This window comes from Pseudomonas sp. Z3-6 (genome assembly GCF_051131985.1).
Classification (GTDB): Bacteria; Pseudomonadota; Gammaproteobacteria; order Pseudomonadales; family Pseudomonadaceae; genus Aquipseudomonas; species Aquipseudomonas zanjanensis.
The window spans coordinates 5179853-5205096 of the sequence record NZ_CP071644.1; the positions used below are offsets into that span (position 1 = coordinate 5179853).

Here is a 25244-nt window from a genome sequence, read left to right on the forward strand (position 1 = left end):
CGTTACTCCTCGAGTAATCGTTGCAGTTGCCCAACCACATACTCTTGCTCCTCGTCGCTGAGGGAAGGAAACATCGGCAGACTGATGGCCTCGGCGTAATAACGCTCGGCCTGTGGATAATCACCCTGGGCAAATCCCAGATCGCAGTAATACGGCTGCAGGTGGACCGGTATGTAGTGCAGGTTCACGCCAATCCCTGCCGCACGCAAGCCTTCGAAGACCTGACGATGATCGAGGGATATCTCGTCGAGCCGCAAGCGTACTACATACAAATGCCAAGCCGATTCGGCCTCGGGTTGCAAACCGGGCAAGGTCAGTGGCAAACCATTCAGCAAGCGGTTATAGCGCGCCGCCAGTTCACGACGCCGGGCGATGAAACCTTCAAGCTTATTCAACTGGGAAAGCCCCAGGGCAGCTTGAAGATCCGTGATGCGGTAATTGAAACCCAACTCCACCTGCTGGTAGTACCAAGGCCCATGGCTAGGCTCGCTCATCTGTTCAGCGTCACGGGTCATCCCATGGCTGCGCAGACGTTGCAGGTGCTGCGCCAGCTCCGGGCGATTGGTCAGGACCATCCCGCCTTCGGCGCTGGTTATGATTTTCACCGGGTGGAAACTGAACACCGTCATATCCGCGAATTCGCCACACCCCACCGGCCTGCCGGCATAAGAGGCTCCCACCGCGTGAGAGGCGTCCTCGATGACCGTGAAACCGTAACGCTCGGACAAGCGGGCGATTTCACGCATGTCACAGCTTTGCCCGGAGAACGCTACCGCCACCAACACCTTGGGCAGGGTCCCGTTACGCTCGGCCTTTTCAAGCTTTGCGGCCATGGCAACGGCGTCCAGATTCCAGGTCAGCGGATCGATATCGACGAAATCCACCTGCGCGCCACAATATCGGCCGCAGTTGGCCGAGGCCAGGAAGGTGTTGGGTGTGGTCCACAAGCGATCCCCCGGCCCAAGCCCCGCCGCCAGGCAAGCAATGTGCAGCGCGGCGGTCGCGTTGCACACCGCCACGGCATGGCCGGCCTGGCAGCGGCGGGCCATGGCCTGTTCAAAGCGCTCGATCGCAGGCCCTTGCGTCAGCCAATCGGACTGCAACACGGCCATCACGGCATCGATGTCCGCCTGATCGAGGCTTTGCCGACCGTAAGGAATCATACCGACAGCCGGGCGTGCAAATCTGCGATCTGCTCCACCGACAGAAAGTGCGGATTGGTGTCGGAGCGATACTCGAAATCCTCCGCGACGGGCCTGCCGCGTTCACCCAGGTTATCCACAGCGAAATCCACGTCCACGCTGGTGAAGCGAATCGATGGCTGGATCGTGTAATGATCGGCGAACTCGATGGTCATGCGCGCATCGTCCAGCGGCACCATCAACTCATGAAGCTTTTCACCAGGCCGAATGCCGACGTTCTTATGAGGCAAATGACCCGCCATGCCCGACGCCAGGTCGACGATGCGAATCGACGGGATCTTCGGCACGAACACCTCGCCGCCATGCATGCGGGCGAAACTGTCGAGCACAAATTGCACGCCGTGATCGAGGGTGATCCAGAAGCGAGTCATGCGCTCATCGGTAATCGGTAATTCGGTGGCACCCTCAGCAATAAGCTTGCTGAAGAACGGCACCACCGAGCCCCGGGAGCCCGCAACGTTGCCATAGCGCACCACGGCGAAGCGGGTCTGCTGTTCGCCCGCGATATTGTTGGCGGCGACGAACAGTTTGTCCGACAGCAACTTGGTCGCGCCGTACAGATTGATCGGGCTGGCCGCTTTGTCAGTGGACAACGCAACGACCTTTTTCACGCCGTTGTCGATGGCCGCTGCGATGATGTTTTCGGCGCCATTGACGTTGGTACGAATACATTCGGTGGGATTGTATTCCGCCGCCGGCACCTGCTTGAGGGCCGCGGCATGCACCACGTAATCGATGCCACGCATGGCCTGGCGCAGGCGATCGGCATCGCGCACGTCTCCCAGGAAATAACGCATGCACGGGGCGTTGAAGGTCTGTTGCATCTCATACTGCTTGAGTTCGTCGCGGGAAAACACCACCACGCGCTTGGGCTGGTATTGCTCCAGCAACCGGCGGATGAAGTTGCGCCCGAACGAGCCGGTGCCGCCTGAGATGAAAATCGATTTACCGTTGAACATACCCTGATTCCTTTTGCCTGGCAGGCTTATGCGAGCAACCGCGCCCAATCGACAGCCGTGGCGGCGCCCAACGCAAAACCGGTGCCGGTCAAGGCCAGGTTCGGGTTCCGGGCCGCGTCATGGTCGAAGCGCGCCTGCCACTTGTTGCGCAAGGCGTCGGCCGCCTCCGGCGCATCGGGGAACGTACCGGCGTGCAGCATCTGGGCCTGGGGTGTCCAGACCGTGATATAACCCGCGTCGGCGGTTTTCAGGCAAAGGTCGACATCGGCAAAGGCCTCGGCGAATTGATCCTCGTCCAGGCCGCCAACGGCTTCGAACAAGTCTTTGCGGATCATCAGGCAAACGCCGGACACCGCCGAGTAGTTCTGCTCCACTTGGTGGCCGTTGAGGTAGCCCTTGGCGTCCTTGCGTTCGCCCACAAATACCGAGTTCACCTGGCCGTCGGGAGCGAGCACCAGGCCAGCCTGGGTCGTGATACCGCGTATGTCCATTTGTTTGCTGCCGACGATCCCCACTTCAGGCCGCTGTGCCTGATTGAGCAGACTGTCGAGCCAGTTGGCGTTGACCACCTGTACCTGGGACGATAGTAGGATCAGGTACTCCCCTTTGGCCTGGGCACTCGCCCAGTTATTCAGGGCCGAGACGCTGAGGCGTCGGTCGCTGCGCAGGATGCGGATCCGATCGCCCTTCCCTTCAAGACTGTCGAGCCACTGGGCCAACGCTTCGGACTGGCTATGATTGTCCGCGATCAGAATTTCATGGCGATGGTAGCGCGTGCGCTGCAGCACGCTGACCAGCGCCTGCTGTACTTGTTCAAAGTTGTCCCGACTTTCGAGAATGATCGATACCAGGGGCCGCTCGGCGTGCTGGTAATCGATCTGGTACGTCAGCGGCTGTGCCGAGGTGACTTGGGCGCGATATCCTCGGGCAGCCAGATGACGTGTCAGGACCTGACGCTCCTGAGGATTCTCTTCCTCTGCCGGAGCATTGCAGATCAACAACGGCTCGGCCAGGTGTGCCAGGCCGCCCAACCCTGCGTCTTCAATCAGGCGCAACAACAGATCCAGTTCCAGGGCCTGAGTGTATTCAGCGGTAAAGCCGCGAGCCTGGGCCAGTACATCACGGCGAATCAGCCAGTGACGCGCCATCAACGAGGGCACCGATTGCAGCAGATCGAGGTTGACACCCGGACGGAACACGTCGGTGAGGCTGCCGTCAGCCTTGCGCTGGATTTCATCCATGGCCACGGCGCGCACACCTTCGGCACCGATCAATTCTAGGCTGGCGCGTAGCAGGCCGTTTTGGGTGAACTGGTCACCGGCCTCGACCAGCACCATCCAGTCGGCGGTGGACTGTTCAATGACCTGGTTGATGCGCTCGACATAATTAGTCGTGCTGACTTTAACGAAGTGCACGGTGTCATGTACCGAGGTGGTCGCCGGCAGGTCACCCGTGGTGAACACCACGACATTGAATGCTTTGCAATGGCTATTGACCAGGCTGTCGAAGGTGGCCTGCAACTTGAACATGTCTGCTTCCAGATCCAGCAACAGGACGCCAAACCGCGGCCCGCCCTGATGCTCGGCCAGATGGGCAGCGATGGACTTGAGTTGCTGTTCATCAGGGTTACGCGCTTCAAGCCAGTTCAACAAGCGACCGGAGTGCATGTTTTCCAGTAACCGGCGGCCCTGCTGTCCCGGCACCGAGTCCAGGCGATCGGCCCAAGCCTGCAATTTCACGGCTTCCTCGGGCTCGTCGCTGTTCTTCAACGATTCGGCCAAGCGCTTGACCACGGTACGGTTGAACGCATACAGGCCCTGGGCCTCCCACAAACGACTGCGTATCGTGCGCTCGTTGTCATTGGGTTGCACGCGCATCAGTTCGTGTTGGCGCAGCAGAATACCTTCCAATTGCTGAAGTTGCAGGCGCCCGGCCGGCATGGCGTGCAACAGAAATTCAAACTGGGTCAGGAGATTGAATACTCGCAGGTTGTAAAAAGGCATCTCGACAAATTGTTGCGGGCCAAACGAACGCACTGGCTCACTACCGGCCTGCGGCCAGGCCGAGCGAATGATCTGTGTACCCTTGAGTGAACGCCCTTGCTGCAGGCAGTCAGCCATGGCCGCGAAACTGTCCAGAGCAATCTGCTTGGCACGTCCGTGCGCTTGCTCGCGCAACGGCGTTGGAAGGGATGCCAGGAACTCGGCGAATTGCTCGCGCTCGGCAACGCTTTTGGCGTCCTTGTAGCTAAGCACGGTCAACACATTGGTGTTGTGCTCGGAACCGCCGTAATTGGCCTCGCGAACGGCAAATGGAATCGGCAGGATCCGTGCCTTGGCGCAGGCCAGCAGATAAAAGGTGTGGCCGATCTCCTGCCATTCGAAACTGGTGCCCCGCGGCAACAGGCCATACCACTGTTGCAGCAGATCAGTTCGGGTCACGGCATAAAATGGCGGCAGGAACTGGTCCATGAAGCGAATGACCCGGTCTTCGGCCAGCTCGCTGTTGTAATCCTCATGCACCTTTCGATCGCGACGGAAGTAATTCACTTCGGTCGCACACGACAGATACATGATCCCGTAGCCATGGCACAGGCCATAGTCGGGGTTGGCTTCGAGAAACTCCACCGATTCGGTCAACGCATCGTGCAGCAAGAAATCATCATCGGCGGCAAACACCATGTACGGTGTCGTGACCTGGTTGACGCCATACACCAGTTTGTCCTGCAGTCCCTTGTAGGTGAACTGAGGCAAGTGTCGATAATCGACCGAGGGAAAATCCCGGGCGATCTGCTCATCGCGCTCAACCGACGAATCAAGCACCAGTACCGAACACGGATAGCTGCTGTAGTAATGCAATGTACGCCGCAGGAATGCGCTGCGGTTGTGGGAGATCACCACCACGGTGAACCGCTCGTTCAGCGGTGCCACGTTGTTTTGAATATTGTTTCGAACCTGCATATTTCCTGTCCCCACAACCTGCCAGACGCCAATGACTTGAAACGGATGGATTAACGAACCCGACGCAGATAACCGTCTGGAGCAACGGTGATCAGCAGCTTGTTCTGCAATTGCTGGTCAATTTCAAAATCAGCGTTTTCCTCAAGGTATTTCCACACGGCGGTTTTCGGGTTATCGCCAGGGCCCCATGGGCGATCCGGGAAAAAGTCCGCTGGCATGTCTTCGACCACGGTGTCCATCACCACGCAATAGCTGCCCACCGAAACCAGCGGCGCGTACAGGCGCAGCTCTTCGAGGACATGGTCATGGGTGTGGTTGGAGTCGAGAACCAAAATGACCTTTTTACCTTTCGCCGCCGCATGGACCTGCTCGGCAATGGCCGGATCGATGCTCGAACCCTCGATCATTGAGATGCGTTTACTCATCGGATGGCTCTCGATGGCTTCGCGGTTATGGGGACGAATATCCAGGTCGATGCCCAGCACTTCGCCGTGGCCCTGCAACTCCAGCAACGAAGCGTAATAAATGATCGAACCGCCATGGGCGATACCGCATTCGATGATCAGGTCAGGCTTGATCTGCCAGATCAATTCCTGCATGGCCATCATGTCCTGCGGCAGTTGGATGATCGGTCGCCCCATCCATGAAAAATGGTAGCTGTACTTGTGGCGGGCCGATTCGTTGAAAAACGCCTTGGCCAAGCCGACGAGTTTCTGATCTTGGCCCTGACCGGCGATTTCGGTCTGGCATTGGGCTTCGAAAGCTTTATGGATAGTGTTGTCGGTCATTTTTCGAATCTCGTGGTTATTGGAACGAAGCGCTGTCAACGGCGTGGTAGACGTAGCGCCCACCCGTCATCCGCTTGATCTCTTCGAGGTAATTGGAGTTCATTACGAACAGGTTGGCGCCTTCGGGCAGCGCATTCATAGCTTCTTTCGGCGAAGATACCCGGGCGCCCGACAACGGCAGATACCGCCCCTGCTTGGCCGGGTTGATATCCACCACGCAGTCCACTGCAACACCGGCTCGTTGCAGGAATAGCGAATAGATCACGCCCTTGGAGGAAGCCCCCCAGATCGCCGAGCCTTGTTGCGGCGCAGCCTGGACGATCTGCACGGCATGACCGAGGCTGGCGGTGAATCCATCGGGCATTTGCAAGGCTGGAACGGGCTGTTCCGGCTTCAGGCGCAACGTGGCCAGATCGGCAACGATGTACAGGTACTGACCGCCGAACAGATGCCCCGCCTCATGCACCGTGCCGAACATCCGCCGCAGGTCGTCAAGGCGGAAATAATTGACGTGTTCGTAGAACAGGTCGAACCAGGCTCGATGCTCCAGGATCCAGTCCAGGCACGGCACTTCGATGTAAATCTGTCCGCCCTGGTTGGCCGCTGAGATTTCGGCGAGGAAAGCCACCGGATCCTGAATATGCTCCAGCACATGACGCAGCACGACCGCGTCAGCCGAAAGCCCGAGGTCACGGGTAAACGGCGCCTTGATGACATCTGCGTTATTGCCCTCATAGGCCGGGTCGATACCCGTGATTGCGTAACCACGCTCCTTGAGCAGCTCCAGGAAATAGCCTTTGCCGCAACCGACCTCGATCAATTCCTGGCCGCTGAAATGCCGGGCGATGATGCCTTCCACGTCAGCAAGATGTTTCTGAAACTGACCGGAATGGGCCTGTTCATTCTGGTAGTCGCTGTCATAGCTGAGCTTGTCGGCATCGAACGCCTGGTTGAAAACCAACCCGCTCACTTCGTCCTGGACCAACACCATGTCGGCACTCGCCGAGGTTTTGGCTGACTGCTCATCGGCGAAGGTACGGTTCTGCAGAACCGGAAGGCCGGTGGCCCGGTACAGCTCAAGCGTCATGTTCGGCTCCCAACAAGGTTTGCAAACGTTCGGCCACGCCCCAGAACGCCATGGGTTCGTGAGTCGGATAGGGATAGTGGCCCAAGTTCAGGCGAATGGCCGCGCCACGCTCGCGCAGCCGTGCTTCTACCAGCGCGCGAACCGACACCGGTTCACCACTTGAGCAATTGACGACCCCATTGAATTCGCGCTGCGACAGCAGCCCCGCCAGATAAGCACTCGCTGTTTCGATTGCCAGGTAATCGCGCAATTGCTCGCCCCCCGACATATCGAATACTGGCGCCTGGGTATCGATGGCCCGGTCCAGCGCCGCGAGCAGGCTGGTGGGGTTCTGACCGGTGCCGTACAAATAGAACAAACGTGCCCACTGCAAGGTAAACGGGTGCTCGCGCTGCAGGTGTTCAAGAAACAGGCGCAAGGTATTTTTCGCCAAGCCGTAAGGGTTGGCCGGTTGCGGCGCAGTCTGCTCATCGAGCGGTCCGCTCTGCAGGCCGTACTCGAAACAGGTACCTGTGACCAGCACCTGTCCCACACCCGCCACGACAGCCTCTTTGATGAACTGATAATCGGCCATCAAGTTATGTTCGAAATGAAACAGAGCCTGGTAGTTCGGCAGCCCCGGCCACGCCAGATGCGCCAAGGCATCGACATCCTCCACCAATGCAACAACGTCCAGCGCTTCTGCGTAGACATCGGCCGCGACGAATTCAACCTGGTCGAACCAGGGCAACTCCCTGGCCGGCTCTTCCCGGCGCGCAACCGCCCGGACCTGACACCCGCGAGCGAGCAAGGCCGCGACCAGATGACGGCCTACAAACCCGGTGGCGCCAGTTACTAAAACTTTCATAGCAGCGTTAACTCAGGCACCGCGATGACGAATTGCCCACCCCATTGACGAACCTCAACCAGCTGCTGGCTGACTTCGCTCAGCAAATTCCAGGGCAGGACGAGCACGTAGTCGGGTTTCTCTATTGCGATACGCTCAGGCGACACAATAGGAATCCGACTGCCCGGTAAATACTTACCCTGCTTGTGCGGATTGGCATCCGCCACCCACGCCAGCAAGTCAGGCTTGACCCCGGCGTAGTTGAGCAAGGTGTTGCCCTTGGCGGCCGCGCCATAACCGACCACACGCTTGCCATCGGCCTTGGCCTGTAGCAAAAAGCGTAGCAAGCCATGCTTGATCGCTTCGGCGGCTGGCGCCAGGGTGGCGTAGTAGGCGGCGGTTTTCACGCCTGCCTCCCGTTCGGCCTGCAATTGTTGTTGCACTGAAGATTGGACCGGACGCCGGACTCCATCGATCCGCTGGACGAAGACTCGCAACGAGCCGCCGTGGGTCGACAGTTGGCTGACATCGAATACTTCAAGCCCATTGCGCTCGCACAGGGTCTGCACGGACGTCAGCGACAAGTAGGAAAAATGTTCGTGGTACAGCGTGTCGAACTGCTGCCCGGCCATCAATGTGAGCAGTTGCGGAAACTCGAACGTGGCGACGCCGGTTGGCTTGAGCAGAGTGGCAAAGCCGGCGAGGAAATCATTGATGTCCGGCACGTGGGCCAATACGTTGTTGGCCGCCATCAAATCCGCTGCCCAGCCTTCGCCGATCAGTTGCGTGGCCGTTTCGCGACCGAAGAATAACTCACGGATCTCCAGGCCTTTGGCACGGGCGGCCTCTGCGGTGCTGCGTGTCGGCTCGACGCCCAGGCACGGAATACCGCGCTTGGCCACGTACTGCAACAGGTAGCCATCGTTGGCGGCAATTTCCACCACGCGACTGCCGGCACTCAGGTCGAAGCGCTCGACCATCTCGGCAACGTAGCGCTCGGCGTGGGCCAGCCAGGTGCTGGAAAAAGAACTGAAATAGGCATACTCGGCGTCGAACAATGTGTCCGCGCGGGTGTAATCCTCGGTCTGCACCAACCAGCATTGCTGGCATACCGCGACCTTGAGCGGCACCCACTGCTCGGCCTGATCCAATTGGTCGGCCCGCACATAAGCGTTGGATGGCGGCGAAGTACCGAGATCGATCAAAGGCAAAGCCAGGGCAGTCCCACAACCTCGGCAGTTCATAGACGCACTCCAGCGAAACGCTCGTCAAGCAAGGGATGGTTGCTGTCCCGACTCGACAGATTATTGACAGGCAGCGGCCAGGCAATTGCCAGCCGCGGATCATTCACCGACAGGCCACCCTCGTGCTCGGGAGCGTAGTCGGCACTGTGCAAGTAAAGCAGCTCCGCGTCGTCGGTGAGGGTCTGGAACCCATGGGCGAACCCCGCCGGGATCAATAGGCTGCGGCCATCGCCGGCCTTCAGGTGCTCGGCATGCCAATGCAGGAAACTCTCGGAATCGGGGCGCAAATCCACCGCCACATCCCAGACTTCGCCACGCAAGCACGTGATCAGCTTGGCTTCCGGCTGCGCCGCGTTCTGATAATGCAACCCGCGCACGCTACCGCGCTCACGTGTGCAGGAGTGGTTGATCTGGCGGATATGGAACGGCTGGCCAAATGCGCTCAGGCTGCCTTCGCAGAACAGCCGGGCGAAATGCCCGCGCTGGTCTTCGAAGCGTTTGTGCTGGACGCTGAACAGATCGGCCAGCGGCAATGCCTTCAAGGAAAACTCGCTCACAACGCGCCTCGGTACAGGTTCAGTTGACCGAGGGTGACTTGACGCATGTCGTCACCGTTCTGCCACGCCAAATGCCAATCCAGGGTCTGGGCCAGGCATTGTTGCAACGACCAACGTGGCTGCCAGCCGAGCAGCTGCCGGGCGCGGCTGCTGTCCAGGCGCAACAGGCCGGCCTCATGCAAATTGCTCGGTTCGATGCGCAGGCCCGGCGCTTGCGGCCAGCGCTCGGCCAACAGCTGGACGACTTCACCTACGCTGCACATATCGGCTTCACCCGGACCAAAGTTCCAGGCGCCGGCGAACTCTGGTCCCTGCTGATACAGGCATTCAGCCAATAACAGGTAACCAGCCAACGGTTCCAGGGCGTGCTGCCACGGACGAACGGCCTGTGGATAACGCAGCGTCACCGGCTCGTCTGCCGACCACGCTTTAAGCACGTCGGGGATCAGGCGCTCGGGCGCGAAATCACCGCCGCCCAGTACGTTGCCGGCCCGCGCCGTGGCCAGGGCCAAACCATGCTCGGCATAGCGCTCAGCCGAGAAGAATGAGGCGGCATAAGACTGCGCCAGCAATTCGCAGCAGGCCTTGCTGCTGCTATAGGGATCGTGACCGCCCAAAGGCTCGTTTTCGCGGTAGGGCCATAACCATTCCTGATTGGCGTAGACCTTATCGGTGGTAACCAGTACACACGCCTTGACCCCACCCACTTGGCGAACCGCTTCCAGCAGGTTGAGCGTGCCCATGACGTTGCTGGAATACGTGCCCAACGGGTCGCGATAACCTTCGCGCACCAACGGCTGCGCCGCCAGATGCAGGACGATCTCCGGCTGCACGTCCGCCAGCAATTCCAGCAACGCGCCCAGGTCGCGCAAATCACCGCGCCGGTCATCGATGCCCTCGCCCACGCGGGCCAGCTCGAACAGGTTTGGCTGGGTGGCCGGGTCAAGGGAAAAGCCACTGACCTTGGCCCCCAGGCTTTGCAACCACAGCGTCAGCCAACTGCCCTTGAAGCCGGTATGGCCGGTGACCAGTACGCGCTTGCCACGCCAGAACTCCGGATTCAAGACCATTGTTTCCATGGGGCCTCGCCGCTTTGCCACAGGGCTTCGAGGTGGTTTTTATCCCGCAGGGTGTCCATTGGATGCCAGAAACCATCGTGCTGGAACGCCTGGAGCTGCTGCTCGCTCGCCAACGCAGCCAGCGGCTCAGCCTCCCAGGACGTTTGGTCATCGGTGATAAAAGGCAAGACTTTTGGCGAGAGCACAAAGAAGCCCCCATTTATCCAGCCACCGTCACCTCGAGGTTTTTCAGTGAAACCCAGAACGCTATCGCCGTCGCGCTCCAACGCACCGTAACGCCCGGGGGGCTGGACTGCCGTCACGGTGGCAAGCTTGCCGTGAGACAAATGAAAATCCACGAGCGCGCCAATATTGAGGTCCGACACGCCATCACCATAGGTGAAGCAGAACGCCTCTTCATTTTCCAGGTAACGTGCCGCCCGACGCAGACGCCCACCGGTCATGGTGTCCTCACCGGTGTCGATCAATGTCACGCGCCACGGCTCGCTGTAGTTCTGATGAACGTCCATGCGGTTGTTGCACATATCGAAGGTGACGTCAGAGGTGTGCAGGAAGTAGTTGGCGAAAAAATCCTTGATGGCATAGCCCTTGTAGCCCAGGCAAATGACGAAGTCGTGGATTCCGTGGGCGGAATACTGCTTCATGATGTGCCAAAGAATTGGCTTGCCGCCGATCTCGATCATCGGCTTGGGCTTGAGGTGGGATTCTTCGCTGATTCGCGTGCCGAGACCACCTGCCAAGATAACTGCCTTCATCGTCTCCCCTCTTGTTCATCACCGGGCTCGGCCAAGCGTTGTTTCGCTTTGCTGGCGCGGGGATTACACCTTCAATGCCGATCCGAGCGCTGCGACAGGCCGCGAGCGCTCGTTTTATGGCGATATGAGGGGGGCTTGCAGGAAACGCGCCAGCAAATCCTGGTATCGGAAGCTCTAGCGTTCATAACCTTGCCAAGCCACTCAGCGTTAAAAACTAGCCCTCTCTGAATGCTCGCTGGGCATGGTCGCTGATTGGTTTAAGCAAATAAGACATGACGTTTCTGGAGCCGGTCTGAATCATTGACTCAACCGGCATTCCCGGCACCAGGGCAAGCCCTTGCAGTTTTGCCAATTCACTTTGAGGAATCTTGATACCTGCCCGATAAAACCCTACCCCGGTGCGCTCATCCTGAATCAGATCCGCGGACAACCGCACCACGGTGCCGGTCAGTTCCGGCGTGGTGCTGCGGTTGAACGCACTCAAGCGCAAGGTCGCGGATTGCCCGACCGTTAGTTGGTCGATGTCCTGGGCACTGATTTTCGCCTCCACCAGCAGTTCATCGTCGGCGGGTACGATCTGCATGAGCCCCTCGGCCGGTGAGATCACACCACCGATTGTGTGCACGGCCAATTGCTGCACGCGCCCGGCAATCGGCGAGGTGATGTCGATGCGTTTGAGCTGATCACTGGCCGTGATCTCCCGCTCGATCAACTCGCCCTGACGGGCCAGCAAATCCCTCAGCTCTTGAGACACTTCACTGCGGAAAGTTTGGTCAACCTGGAGTCGTTGCAACTCGGTTTCGGCGATCTTGCCCCGGGCCTCGGCAATGGACGCCATCAACTGTCCCCGCTCTCCGCGCAAGCGGGCAATACCTCGAGCCAGGGCGTTAACCCGGTCGAGGGTCATCATGCCTTTGTCGAACAGCTTTTTGACAGCTTGGTATTCGCTATCAATCAGTTCGATTTCCTCAAGCTTGGTTTTTTGCTGGAGGTCGTGGCCGGCAATGGTTTCGTTGAGTTGCTGGACACGCTCGCGCAGTTGCTTCTTCTGGCCTTCCCGGGAAGCGCGGCGGTCGATGAACAGTTGCTGCTCGCTGGCCATGACGGTCTTGGCCTCTTCCACGCTCATACGACTCAGCAGCTCTTTTGGCACCGTCACTTCGCTGGCATTGTCCCGCTCGGCCTCCAGGCGAGCCAAACGGGCCCAGGCCTGGTTCAACGATTTACTGACGATGGCCTGACTGGCGGCAGGCAATGTGGCATCGAGCCGCAACAACACGTCCCCTGCCGCGACTGTCTGCCCTTCCTTCACCAGCAGTTCGGCGACGACGCCGCCGGTAGGATGCTGGACGGTCTTGACGCTGCCTTCCACGGCGACCACGCCCGTGGCGATGACCGCGCCGGACAGGCTGGTGCTCGACGCCCAGGTCAGCCCTCCGCCAAGCAGCACCACCAATGACACCGCCCCCCAACGCAGATGACGGGATAAAGAATCGGTCAGATTGGCTTCTTGATCGGTCTGCATCAGTTGGGTACTCCCAATTCCACGACATTGCTGGCGGGCCGGGGAGCTGGCGCAGGCGGCCTTTTAAGAACGACATCCTTGGGACCGAAAGCTGCCTGCATGCCGTTTTCGAGAATCAGCACTTGGTCGATCACCGACAAGATACTGGTGCGATGGGCAATTACCACCACGATGGCACCACGGGCCTTGAGCGCCAGGATGGCCTTGGCCAGCGCCTGTTCACCTTCGGCATCGAGGTTTGAATTTGGCTCGTCCAGCACCACCAGGAACGGATCACCGAATAAGGCCCTGGCCAGTGCCACCCGTTGTCGCTGACCGGCCGAGAGGTTGACCCCACCTTCTCCCACTTGGGTTTCATAGCCTTGGGGCAGTTGCAGAATCAACTCATGGACCCCAGCCAATTGTGCTGCGCTGACAATCGCACTGTCCGGTGCCGAAGGGTCTAGCCGGGCGATGTTCTGGGCGACGGTTCCGGTAAACAGCCCAACGCTTTGCGGCAGATAACCGATCAAATTGCCTCGAGCTTGTTCGGTCAGCAGATCCAGCGGCGCGCCATCGAGCCGGACATGCCCACGAGCCGGTGCCCAGGCGTTGACGAGGACCCGTGCCAATGACGACTTGCCCGATGCGCTCGGCCCCACCACCCCCACGGCAGTGCCCGCGGCGGCCATGAAATTGATATTTTGCAAGGTCAGGCGCTGCGCGCCGGGCGGCGCGGCGAAAACACTTTCGACCTGCAAGTTGCGATGGGCCGCGGGCAGCTCGGTCTTGCTCTGGGCATCCGGGAACAGCGAGAACACTTCCAGCAGCTTCTTCCAGGCGATTTGGGCACCCAACAGGCTGCGCCACGAGGCAATGACCTGCTCCGCCGGTGCCAGGGTCCGCGCCACAATAATCGAGGCCGCGATCATCGTGCCGCCGCTCAAGTCGCCCTGGATCACTAACCATGCCCCCAAGGCCAGGGCGGCCGACTGAACGACCTGGCGCAAGGTTTTGGAAATGCCACCGTAAAAACCGCCGATGTCGATCGAGCGTCGTTGCAGGGTGATGAAGGTACTGTGATTCTTCTGCCAGATAGTCGACGTATTGGCCAACATGCCCATGGCCATCAGCGCTTCGGCGTTCTGGTGTGCTTGCTGACCCAGGTGATTGCGCTTGTTCAACGCATCGGTCGACGCCTGCATCAGTTTGCGGGTTTGCCGGTCAGTGATCAGGGTCAGACCGATGAGGATGATCATCAGGCCGACGGTCAAAAGACCAAAGAGCGGGTGAATATAAAAGCAGACCGCGAGGTAAACCGGCATCCACGGCAAATCGAAAAATGCCACAAGTCCCGGACCACCAATAAAACTGCGGATCTGGTCCAGCTCCTGGGCCGGTTTCAAAGCGTCTCCGGTAATCGGCGTTTTCAGTGAAGCGCGGGCAATCACGTTGAAGACTCTCGAAGACAGCGCCAGATCCAGCGAGGAAGCAATTCGCACCATGACTCGGGAGCGAATGATATCCAGCAGGCCCGAAAGCGCATAAACCCCCAGCGCCAGCAGGCCCAGGGCGACCAGGGTCGGGACGCTCTGGCTGGGGATGACTCGGTCGTAGACTTCTAGCATGAACACCGGGCCAATCAGCGCCAGGATATTGATTACCCCGGAAAACAGCGCGGCGCCTATCAGCCCCCGGCGCAATGCCGATTTCAATGGAGGCGCGACAACAGGCGCACTGACAGCCTTAGGGGTTTTCAACTGTTATCCATCCCTTGGTTTTTATGACATCCATGTCACCAGTCAATACTGACTTGATGACAGAGGCCGTATGGAAACTTGACGCTCTTCGAGCGCTTTGCGCTGGGCTGCAAGTTCCGCACCAGACAGCCCGCCTACGGCAGGACTCGCCTGCGCAAGATTGCGCCCAAGCTGCGGGCAAATAAAAACGCCTCTGGGTCAATAAGACCCAGAGGCGCTCCTATAGCCTTGCTCTTGATCAAGCTCCCCGGGCAAGGGGGAGCATGCGCAGGTGTTATGCGGGGATCGTAAAGACATCTCCATTGGACGTATGGAACTGCTCGATGGTGTTGAAGCCCGCGTACCAGTCCTGCAGCTTCACGCCCATGTCCGAAAGAGGTCGGCCTGAATGGTAGCTGGAGGTGTTGAAGATATAGGCATCATTGCCACTTCGTACGGTCGTTATCGTGTCCATCGACTCCATTCCGTTCAGCATCACCCGGTCAAATCCTCCTGTGCCGTCATCCTTGATCGTGACCTGGCCGTAAGTATCAATGACGTAAGTATCGTCATCCTGGCCTCCATTGACGAACCCCTGACCACCTTCGGCGACAGTCAAAGTGTCATCGCCTGCCCCGCCCAATAAGCGGAAACCATCCCCTTTGCCCAACAGAATATCGTTGCCGGCCCCACCGTCAGCAGTGCCACTGAACACCGCGATACCGTCGTTGCCAGCCTCGCCATAAGCCACTGTTCCGGTGTCCAGGCTGGCCGTGGTGATCGCATCATTGCCGAGGCCGCCATAGAGCTGGTCGGCCTGGGCAACGTTGGTCGAGCTACCGGGAAGCATCGGGCCCGTAGCCGTGTACAAGCCGCCATAGATGTAATCGGCGCCATCGCCCCCGTAGATGGTGTCGCTGCCCAGCCCGCCCTCCAGCCAATTAGCCTGGCTGTCTCCTGTCATGGAGTCATTGAACTGGCTACCCATGACCCGCTCGATGTTAGTCAGCACATCGCCCTGGGCGTCGCCTCCCTGGTGAATACCCGTCTGAAGGTTGATATCCACTGCGGCAGCACTGTTGATGTACCAGGCCTGGTCCACACCATCGCGACCATCGATCACGTCGGCGCCCGCACCGCCAATAAAAATGTCGGCTTTAGCAGAGCCCAACAGGGTGTCATCGAAGCTGGAGCCCTGATAGATCTCGATCGCGGTAAACGTATCGCCCGCCGCATCACCGGCATTCACATTGGTTGTCAGGTCGATGGTCACCGCACTGGAGGACTGTTCATAGCTGGCCAGATCAGTTCCCAACGCGCCATCCACGCCCATCGCTTGCGAACCGCCAATGAAGGTGTCGTTAAAGCCCGACCCTCGTAGCGTTTCAATCTCCTGATAGGTATCCCCAGCCGCAATGCCTGTATGGACGCCTGTGGTCATGTTGAGAGTGACCGCTACCCGACTGTCACCATAGCTGGCCACATCAACGCCTGCACCGCCGATGAGTTGATCTGCACCAGCGGCGCCGAACAGTACATCGTTACCGCCACCACCGATGATGATGTTATCGCCGGTGTTGCCGTACCCTGTGAATGCCACCGTGCCAGTGTGGGTCATCTTCTCAATGAACGGGTCCATGGTGAAGATGGCCTGGCTAGTAAATACTTCGTCGAAGCCGCCATCGGCCAGCTCGACCGTCTTGTTCCCGCTGGTGTTGACAATGTAGACGTCGTCACCGAGCCCTCCTTCCAGCGTTACAGCCCCCCAGGCACTGGTGAACGTGTCATTGAACACCGTACCGATAACCTTTTCGATACCTTCCAGCGTGTCGCCCTCGGCATCACCGCCAATCCCAGGCAAGCCTTTATAGGCCCGAATATCGACATTGATCGCCTCGGCCGACGTCGAGTAATCCACCGTGTCTATTCCCAGACCACCATCGAAGCCAATCGCCAGACCGTCCGCTACAAAGGTGTCGTTGTAACTTGAGCCGCGGATCACTTCGATGCCGGTAAAGGAATCACCAACTGCAATACCCGAATAAACTCCGGTTTTGAGGTTGATGTACATGGCCTCGCTACTGTCGGTATAACCGGCCACGTCCAGCCCCGAGCCACCGAAGAACTGGTCGGCTCCGTCACCGCCGAACAGCACGTCGTTGCCGGCGCCCCCGATAATGATATTTTCGCTAGCGTTGCCATAGGCGGTGAAAGCGGCCGTGCCGGTGTAGGTCAACTTCTCGATGAACGGATCCATCCTGTAGCTGGCCTGGTTGGTGCGCACTTCGTCGTAGCCACCATCGGCCAACTCGATCGTCTTGTTGCCGCTGGTATTGACGGTATAGAGATCGTCCCCTGCCCCGCCTTCCATCGTCACGGCTCCCCAGGCACTGGTGAACGTGTCATTGAACGCCGTACCGATAACCTTTTCGATCCCTTCCAGCGTGTCGCCTTCGGCATCACCGCCAATCCCAGGCAAGCCTTTATAGGCCCGAATATCGACATTGATCGCCTCGGCCGACGTCGAGTAATCCACCGTGTCGATGCCCGCGCCGCCGTCGAAGCCAATCGCCCGACCGTCCGCCACGAAGGTGTCGTTGTAACTTGAGCCACGGATCACTTCGATGTCGGTAAAGGTGTCGCCAGTGGCGATGCCCGAGTGAACACCCGTCTTGAGGTTGATGTTCACCGCCACCTTGCTATCGGTATAACCGGCCACATCCAACCCCGCGCCGCCGAAGAGCTGATCGGCGCCGTCACCGCCGAACAGCACGTCGTTACCTGCGCCGCCGACGATGATGTTGTCGGTGACACTGCCGTAAGCAGTGAAAGCCGCTGTGCCGGTGTAGGTCAGTTTTTCGATGAACGGGTTCAGGGTGAAGGTGGCCTGATTAGTGCGTACCTCGTCGTAGCCGCCGTCAGCCAACTCGATCGTCTTGTTGCCGCTGGTATTGACGGTATAGAGATCGTCCCCTGCCCCGCCTTCCATCGTCACGGCTCCCCAGGCACTGGTGAACGTGTCATTGAACGCCGTACCGATGACCTTTTCGATGCCCTCCAGCGTGTCGCCCTCGGCATCACCGCCGGTACCTGACAGGCCTTTGTAATTGCGGATATCGACATTGATCGCTTCGGTCGAAGTGGAATAATCCACCGTGTCGATGCCCGCGCCGCCGTCGAAGCCAATCGCCCGACCGTCCGCCACGAAGGTGTCGTTGTAACTTGAGCCGCGGATCACTTCGATGTCGGTAAAGGTGTCGCCAGTGGCGATGCCCGAGTGAACACCCGTCTTGAGGTTGATGTTCACCGCCACCTTGCTATCGGTATAACCGGCCACATCCAACCCCGCGCCACCGAAGAGCTGATCGGCGCCGTCACCGCCGAACAGCACGTCGTTACCTGCGCCGCCGACGATGATGTTGTCGGTGACACTGCCGTAAGCAGTGAAAGCCGCTGTGCCGGTGTAGGTCAGTTTTTCGATGAACGGGTTCAGGGTGAAGGTGGCCTGATTAGTGCGTACCTCGTCGTAGCCGCCGTCAGCCAACTCGATCGTCTTGTTGCCGCTGGTATTGACGGTATAGAGATCGTCCCCTGCCCCGCCTTCCATCGTCACGGCTCCCCAGGCACTGGTGAACGTGTCATTGAACGCCGTACCGATGACCTTTTCGATGCCCTCTAGCGTGTCGCCCTCGGCATCACCGCCAATCCCAGGCAAGCCTTTATAGGCCCGAATATCGACATTGATCGCCTCGGCCGACGTCGAGTAATCCACCGTGTCGATGCCCGCGCCGCCGTCAAAACCGATCGCCCGGCCGTCCGCCACAAAGGTGTCGTTCAAATTCGAGCCGCGGATCACTTCGATGTCGGTAAAGGTGTCGCCAGTGGCGATGCCCGAGTGAACACCCGTCTTGAGGTTGATGTTCACCGCCACCTTGCTGTCGGTATAACCGGCCACGTCCAGCCCCGCGCCGCCAAAGAACTGGTCGGCGCCGTCACCACCGAACAGTACATCGTTGCCCACGCCGCCGATGATAATGTTGTCGCTGGCGTTGCCGTACGCGGTGAACGTCGCTGTGCCGGTGTAGGTCAGTTTTTCGATGAACGGGTTCAGGGTGAAGGTGGCCTGATTAGTGCGTACCTCGTCGTAGCCGCCGTCAGCCAACTCGATCGTCTTGTTGCCGCTGGTATTGACGGTATAGAGATCGTCCCCTGCCCCGCCTTCCATCGTCACGGCTCCCCAGGCACTGGTGAACGTGTCATTGAACGCCGTACCGATAACCTTTTCGATCCCTTCCAGCGTGTCGCCTTCGGCATCACCGCCAATCCCAGGCAAGCCTTTATAGGCCCGAATATCGACATTGATCGCCTCGGCCGACGTCGAGTAATCCACCGTGTCGATGCCCGCGCCGCCGTCGAAGCCAATCGCCCGACCGTCCGCCACGAAGGTATCGGCAGCACCTGTGCCACGAATCACTTCGATGTCGGTAAAGGTATCGCCAGTGGCGATGCCCGAGTGAACACCCGTCTTGAGGTTGATATTCACCGCCACCTTGCTGTCGGTATAACCGGCCACGTCCAGCCCCGCGCCGCCAAAGAACTGGTCGGCGCCGTCACCACCGAACAGCACATCGTTGCCCACGCCGCCGGTGATGATGTTGTCGCTGGCGTTGCCGTAACCGGTAAAGTCTGTGCTGCCGGTGTAGGTCATGTTTTCAATGAAGGGGTCCATGGTCATCAACTTCCAGCTGGTACGCAGCTCGTCGATGCCACCATTGTCTTGCTCAATTATTTTCACGCCACTTGTGGCGACGTTATAAACATCGTTACCGGCGCCGCCTTCAAAAGTAGGGCCACCAATCGCGCTCGTGAAAGTGTCATCAAATGCCGTACCGATAACTTTTTCGATAGCGACCAGCGTATCGCCTTCGGCATCACCACCGACACCAGCCCGGCCGACACCGTTGCGAATATCAATGTCGATGCCAGCCGTCGAAGCGGAATAATCCACCGTATCGGCCCCCGTCCCCCCATCCAGCCTGTCCGCCCCAGCGCTACCCAGGAGTACATCATTAGAGGCCAATCCATAGACCTCGTCGTCATCACTGCTCCCGGCCAGTGTATCCACGCCGCTCGTTCCATTTATCACTGCCATTTGCTTCTTCCTTGCTCTGTTGAGAAAACGGGTATTTTTTCAAGCAGCATTGGATAAAACCGCTCGCGATCAAAAAAACTCATCTGCCTTTATCGGCTTGTGGGCATGGAGATTGAGGCGAAAAAAAGGCGACTAAAGTCGCCATTGATCCAAGTTTTGTCAGAGCTAGTCCGGCAACCAACCCCACAACCAATGTTGCAGGTTCTTGCCGCTGAGCATGTAGTCGCGCAACACCGCTTCGCGCAGTTCATCGCCCATGCGGTAGCTGGCGTCAGGGTCGGCCAAGTGCATGCGGATTGCCGCGATCCATTCCTCGGTGCTGTTGCTGCGTACCTTGGTACACGGCAGGAAGCCGTCGTAGGCCTTGGTGTCGGTGCAGATCACCGGGTAGCCGCAGGCGCCGTACTCCAGCAAGCGCAGATTGCTCTTGCAGTCGTTGAAGATATGGAACTCCAGCGGTGCCAGTGCCAGGTCGAGGTTCAGGCTGGCCAGTTTGAACGGGTAAGTCTGCAATCCGACGGAGGCGTGGAACTCATGAATGTAGGGGCGCAATACTTCCGGGCACATCCCGAAGAACACCCACTCCACCTCATTGGCAAGTTCGCGGACGACGTCGGCAATGATTTCCAGATCGCCGCTGTGGCTGGTCCCGCCGCCCCAGCCGACCCGTGGCTTGGAGGATGTTCCGCGCCGGCTGCTCAACCGGGCCCATGGCTCGGGTCGCAACATGTTAGGCACCACGCGGATCTCGTTGTGCATGCAGGATAAGGCATCCGCCAGCGGTTGAGTTGTCACTACCACGCGATCACACAACGCGATACCCTCGCGCAGCATCTGCTCGGTGTTGACCGGTTTGTTGCGCGTGTGGGTATTTTTCTTGGGCGCGCTTACGATGTAGTCGTCGAGTTCAAAAATCCTAAAAGCGCCGGAATACTTCTTCATTCGTAGAATGTCGCCAGCAGCACCTTCGCTGTAGCGCCCCTGCAACACGATGGCATCTGGAGACAGTCGCTCGATTTCAACGGTCGAAGGCGACTCGTAGGCCACCCGAGCAATCACTCGACCGGCAGCTTCAAGCTCAGCCAGGGGGGCCGTGACGCGATAATGACCAACTGCTGTGGCATTGACTGGCAAACCAAGTACCAGTGGCAATGTACGGGTGCAAAACGGGTTCCAGTTATTGCGTAGCGAGGGTTCCAGACCGAAGCTGGAAGCCCCCAGGCTCAAGGAAGGACTGTAAGCCGGGTCACGAGCAATCTGCGGCAGCCATTTGCGATAGAAAACTTCACGCTCGCGTTCCTGCAACGCTTCTTCCGGCTGGGCTGACGATTGCCCGGTCGCTTGCATGACGCTGGCGTAAGGCGTCCAGACCACCAGATAGCCATCCTTACCTATGCGCAGGCACAAATCGACGTCACTGAGGCCCTGGGTGAACGTCGCCTCATCAAGACAATCGAGCTCTTCGAACACCTGCTTGCGCACCATCAGGCAGTCGCTGCTGACCGAACTCCAATTCTGGGTCGTGTGCAGACGCTGCATGTAGCCACGCGAGGTCGCGGACTCGCCATAAAACGGTGACCCCACCGGTCCGGCCAACCCGAGGATCTGCCCTGCGCCGACAATCGTACCCTGAGGGCTGAGTATCCTTGCGCCGACCACCGCGACTTCCGGGCGCACGGCATGGTTGATCAGTTCGTCCAACCAATCACTTTCGCAAATGACCATCTGTGGGCTAAGCAGCAACAAGTAGCCGCCCAGGGCCTGGCCCGCGGCGAAGTTACGCACCGCCGCCTCATTGTCGTCACCGGCGTAACGCAGCACGCGCAGCATGCTTGCGCCCAACTGCGCCATGTCCGCCAGCCAGCCGAGCATGGCAGGATCCCTGACGCCGCTATCCACTATCAGAATTTCATAATGCGTATAGGCCGTGCGCTCGATCAGGCTTTCGCAGCAGCGCTGCAAGGCTTTCAACGAATCCCCCGTGCGCAGGATGATCGACACCAAGGGACGAATGCCGTATCGGTAGTCGATGCGATTGATCAACGGCAGCACATCCTGGCGAATATCATGAGGTGCGCCGATGCGCGCCAGGTGTGCGCCGACCATAGGGGCGTTGCCCTCGATAACCCCCGGCCACGACAACCACTGGGCGAAGCTCAGCGTCGACTCCACCTGAATCTCGGCAATGTGCTCGATGGTCTGCGGGCCAGCCTCTTCTACCAACCGCCAGAGCAAATCGTGAGGTGCCAGCTCGCCATGGGCCGGGTCGAAACCGCCCACGGTCATGAAACGCTCACGCTCGAAGGCCAGGGCCCGGCCGACGTAGGGATAGGCGCGCATCAGGTCGAGGTTGAAATCAGGCTTGAATACCGGCTCGATGGACTCGCCGTTTACCAGTGCGCCCTCATCGCTGTAAGCGCAGAGAATTCCCGGTTTCCCGGCCACGCGTTCGGCCAGGATCAACAATGCCGAGTCACGCAGAGTGTCGCCAGCACGCAACAGATAAAACCAATGCGCGCCCTCCAACTGCGGGACAATTGCATTGAGTTGCCGCGCCCAATCGGGCTGATAGGGCAACTGCAACACCCGGTCATTGGCCTCGCAACGGGCGTCGGAAAGCACCACGACAGCCTGGGCCGGATAGAGCTGGCCGTCTATGCTGCGCAGCGTGGACGCCAATGCCACATCGTCACCGGCACCGTCGATGACAATGGGCACGATGTTCGGCCGCAACGGCCAACTGTCGATGCGCGCAGGCATGACACATCGTTCGACCTCACTGAAACGACGATTCGACAGCCATTCACGGTAGAACTCGGCATAGCTCTCGCTCTGGGCGCCTACCCGACCATTGACGACGGTATTGCGGTTGCCCAGCACGCGGGTTACGCAGAGCTCCTGCCAGGCATGAGGCTGGTCAGTGATTTTATTCAAATCGATGCAGCGCACCCAACCCGAGGCTGGAGCCGCTTCACCGCTGCGCGCAACAAGCATCTGCGCCAGCCATTCCCATTCTAATCTGGCAGCCTTGAGCATTTCCGGGGTCTTGCTTAAACGCTCCGGGTAGAGACGCTCGATACTCAACACGGTATTCAAGGCAATCAGGTTGCCGCGTCGCATCAAGCAGACAAACAAAGCAAAATCGAGCACCGCAACAAAACCGGCACCGTCCTGAATCAGGGCGGGCAACAACTCCAGCACATCGGCCCGGCGCATCAGGGCGGAACTGAAATTACCGATAAAGTTAGTAGGTGTTTTCTCAAAAATCGCCAGCATGTCGTCGCCCTTGAGCAAGGCGTCATTCGGCGAGAAGCGGCAGTTATCCACCCGAGGTGGCAAGATGAAGTTACCTGCGTCGCACAACAGCCGAAGCGCAAACACCACGCTCACGTCAGCATGATCCATCAACGCCTGGGCCTGCATTGCAATGCTCGGTGCGAATAGCCGGTCGTCATCGCACAGCACCTTGATGAACTCACCGCTGGCCTCTTCGACACAGCGCAACAGGTTGCCCTGAAGCCCCAGTCGCTGTGGGTTTCGCAAATAGCGGGTCGGATGGGACGGTTCAGTGAACGATTCGAGGATCTGGCGAATCTCATCGCCAGGCGAATCATCGCAAACGATGATCTCGATGTGTTCGTAGGTCTGGGTCAGGGCACTGAGCAGTGCCTGGTCGAAAAACCGAGGGTTATAGGCAGGAATGACGATGCTGACGAGGGGAAGTGACTTCACGGTTAAAACTCTCGAGCGGCGGGCTCCGGCCTTTTCAGGTCGGAGCCCCGGAACCGCTTAAAAAAAGACGGTTGGCGGCTCGGTCGATACCGGCTCAGATCTTGTTGAACAGACCCAACTGGGCGATCTTGCTGAACGCCAGTTGCGAGGCTTGCAGCATGGTCTGTTGCAACGTCAGGCGGGTCATCACCTCGGCCGCATCGGAATCGCGGATCGACGATTGGGTCTGGTTGTTGGCCAGGATCAAGCTCTGGTTGGTATCGCTCTGGGTATCCAGAGCAGCACCACGACCACCCACCGAACTCAGGGCGCTGGACAATTGATCGGTGCCGCTCGCCAGGTTGCCGATACCGGACGCCAGCGAAGCCTGCAGCTTCTGCAGCGCAATAGGATCGTTGTTAGTCGGCGTGCTCAACGCGGTCTTCAACTGATTCACGGTGTCCAGGACGTTCTGGGTTTCGTGGGTGTTGACCGCGATGCTGAACTGATCGTCTGCGGCTGGCGTACCGTTCAGGGTAAAGCTAACGCCCGACGCTGTTGCGACGTTGCCAGCCAGGGTGCCACTGGATACGGGTTGGCTGTTAGCCGTCAGCGGTGCTGCGTAGAGATCGAAATCGGTGGCGCTGGTGAACTTCAACACGGCCGCCCCGGTAGGGAAACTGGCGTGGTACGCCACCGGATCGGTGATCTCGCTGCCGGTGATCTGCACTGCGGTCGGGTTGCCGGGGCTGCGCATCGGAACAAAGGTGTCCGGCTTGGCAGCCAGGGTGAAAGTATGGCCTGGCAACACGGTGCCCGGGACGTCACCCGCTTGCAGATTGATGTTCAGGGTCAGTTCCACACCACGGAACTGGACCGCCTGCCCACTCTTGCTGTTAGGGTCGAACGCGCCACCCTGGCTGGCTTCGGCGGTCACGTCATTGCCGAGCGCGTCGGTAATTTTCAGTTGCGTGCCGCTGGTGAACTCAACGGTGTACGGCTCTCCGCTGCGGAACTTGCTGTTGTAGCTGACACTGGACGACACCTGGCCGTCGGACAAGACCACGCGTCCGTCATCCACCGGCGGCGCGGTGCGGGTGACCTGGCTGCGGCTGGTATTGACGGCCTGCTGGAACACTTCCCAGCCAGTGCTGTTGGTGGCCATCGACATGGTGTCGCCGATCGGCAGGTCGAGCGTCACCTGGTCGCCGTTGTAGCTGTAGCTGCCATCGGTGTTGCGGGTAAACGGGATGGTGTCACCCTTGGAACCGGCAAAGATGTACTTGCCGTTTTCGTCCTTGCTATTCATCAGGCTCAGCAATTGTTCTTCGATCTGCGCCAGCTCCGAAGCGTTGGCCTGGCGATCGGCATCAGTGTAACCGGCGTTACCCGCACCGACGGCCAATTCCTTGGCGCGCTGCAACACGTTGCCGATGCTGGTCATCACCGCTTCGGTGGTGCCCAAGGTGGCCTTGATGGTGTTGGTGTTGGTTTCGTACTGGGCCAGCATCGAAGCCTGTGTACCCAGTTGCAGCAGACGCGAAGCCCCCACCGGGTCGTCGGCGGCGGTGTTCACCCGCACCAGGCTGCTGGCCTCTTCGCTGGTCTTGACCACATTGGCGAAGTTTTTCTGGTAGTTCGCAGCCGTGCTTTCGTAGAACTGAGAAGTAGAAATGCGCAT

15 protein-coding genes are annotated in these 25244 nt (G+C 59.2%); all 15 read right to left on the reverse strand.

Annotated features, from left to right (window positions below):
- Positions 1 to 2: 2 nt before the first annotated feature.
- Entirely contained in the window at positions 3 to 1163 is a 1161-nt protein-coding gene (pseC, locus tag J3P88_RS22410; protein ID WP_434571680.1) for a UDP-4-amino-4,6-dideoxy-N-acetyl-beta-L-altrosamine transaminase, read from the reverse strand.
- Positions 1160 to 2161, reverse strand: a complete 1002-nt coding sequence (pseB, locus tag J3P88_RS22415) for a UDP-N-acetylglucosamine 4,6-dehydratase (inverting) (RefSeq protein WP_186704654.1) — start codon at positions 2159 to 2161, stop codon at positions 1160 to 1162. The genes pseC and pseB overlap by 4 nt, the downstream gene beginning before the upstream one ends.
- 26 nt (positions 2162 to 2187) lie before the next feature.
- On the reverse strand, positions 2188 to 5121 hold the full coding sequence (locus J3P88_RS22420; RefSeq protein WP_434571682.1) for a TIGR00180 family glycosyltransferase: 2934 nt from the start codon (positions 5119 to 5121) through the stop codon (positions 2188 to 2190).
- 50 nt (positions 5122 to 5171) lie between these two features.
- Positions 5172 to 5909 carry a cephalosporin hydroxylase family protein gene (locus tag J3P88_RS22425; RefSeq protein WP_186704652.1) on the reverse strand — a complete coding sequence of 246 codons (738 nt, stop codon included), beginning with the start codon at positions 5907 to 5909 and terminating at the stop codon, positions 5172 to 5174.
- Between the two features lie 16 nt (positions 5910 to 5925).
- Positions 5926 to 6996, reverse strand: a complete 1071-nt coding sequence (locus tag J3P88_RS22430; RefSeq protein WP_434571684.1) for a class I SAM-dependent methyltransferase — start codon at positions 6994 to 6996, stop codon at positions 5926 to 5928.
- A complete protein-coding gene (locus J3P88_RS22435) occupies positions 6986 to 7843 on the reverse strand; it encodes an NAD-dependent epimerase/dehydratase family protein (protein WP_186704650.1) in 858 nt (285 codons plus the stop codon). The genes J3P88_RS22430 and J3P88_RS22435 overlap by 11 nt, the downstream gene beginning before the upstream one ends.
- Entirely contained in the window at positions 7840 to 9066 is a 1227-nt protein-coding gene (locus J3P88_RS22440; RefSeq protein ID WP_434571686.1) for a methyltransferase domain-containing protein, read from the reverse strand. Before J3P88_RS22440 ends, J3P88_RS22435 begins: the two co-directional genes overlap by 4 nt.
- Complete coding sequence (gene rfbC, locus J3P88_RS22445; RefSeq protein WP_434571688.1) at positions 9063 to 9623, reverse strand: dTDP-4-dehydrorhamnose 3,5-epimerase; 561 nt, start codon at positions 9621 to 9623, stop codon at positions 9063 to 9065. Before rfbC ends, J3P88_RS22440 begins: the two co-directional genes overlap by 4 nt.
- The gene (rfbG, locus tag J3P88_RS22450) at positions 9620 to 10693 is read right to left on the reverse strand and encodes a CDP-glucose 4,6-dehydratase (RefSeq protein ID WP_434576584.1); all 1074 of its coding nucleotides are present in this window, start codon (positions 10691 to 10693) and stop codon (positions 9620 to 9622) included. Before rfbG ends, rfbC begins: the two co-directional genes overlap by 4 nt.
- The gene (rfbF, locus tag J3P88_RS22455) at positions 10684 to 11457 is read right to left on the reverse strand and encodes a glucose-1-phosphate cytidylyltransferase (protein WP_079305235.1); all 774 of its coding nucleotides are present in this window, start codon (positions 11455 to 11457) and stop codon (positions 10684 to 10686) included. Before rfbF ends, rfbG begins: the two co-directional genes overlap by 10 nt.
- Before the next feature lie 214 nt (positions 11458 to 11671).
- Entirely contained in the window at positions 11672 to 12982 is a 1311-nt protein-coding gene (locus J3P88_RS22460) for an HlyD family type I secretion periplasmic adaptor subunit (protein ID WP_434571691.1), read from the reverse strand.
- Positions 12982 to 14721, reverse strand: coding sequence for a type I secretion system permease/ATPase (locus J3P88_RS22465; RefSeq protein WP_434571693.1), 1740 nt, complete (start codon positions 14719 to 14721; stop codon positions 12982 to 12984). The genes J3P88_RS22460 and J3P88_RS22465 overlap by 1 nt, the downstream gene beginning before the upstream one ends.
- A 274-nt stretch (positions 14722 to 14995) precedes the next feature.
- Entirely contained in the window at positions 14996 to 19852 is a 4857-nt protein-coding gene (locus J3P88_RS22470; protein ID WP_434571695.1) for a beta strand repeat-containing protein, read from the reverse strand.
- Between the two features lie 165 nt (positions 19853 to 20017).
- On the reverse strand, positions 20018 to 23584 hold the full coding sequence (locus tag J3P88_RS22475; RefSeq protein WP_434571696.1) for a glycosyltransferase: 3567 nt from the start codon (positions 23582 to 23584) through the stop codon (positions 20018 to 20020).
- Positions 23585 to 23678: 94 nt separating this feature from the next.
- Positions 23679 to 25244 carry a flagellar hook-associated protein 3 gene (locus J3P88_RS22480; RefSeq protein ID WP_434571698.1) on the reverse strand — a complete coding sequence of 522 codons (1566 nt, stop codon included), beginning with the start codon at positions 25242 to 25244 and terminating at the stop codon, positions 23679 to 23681.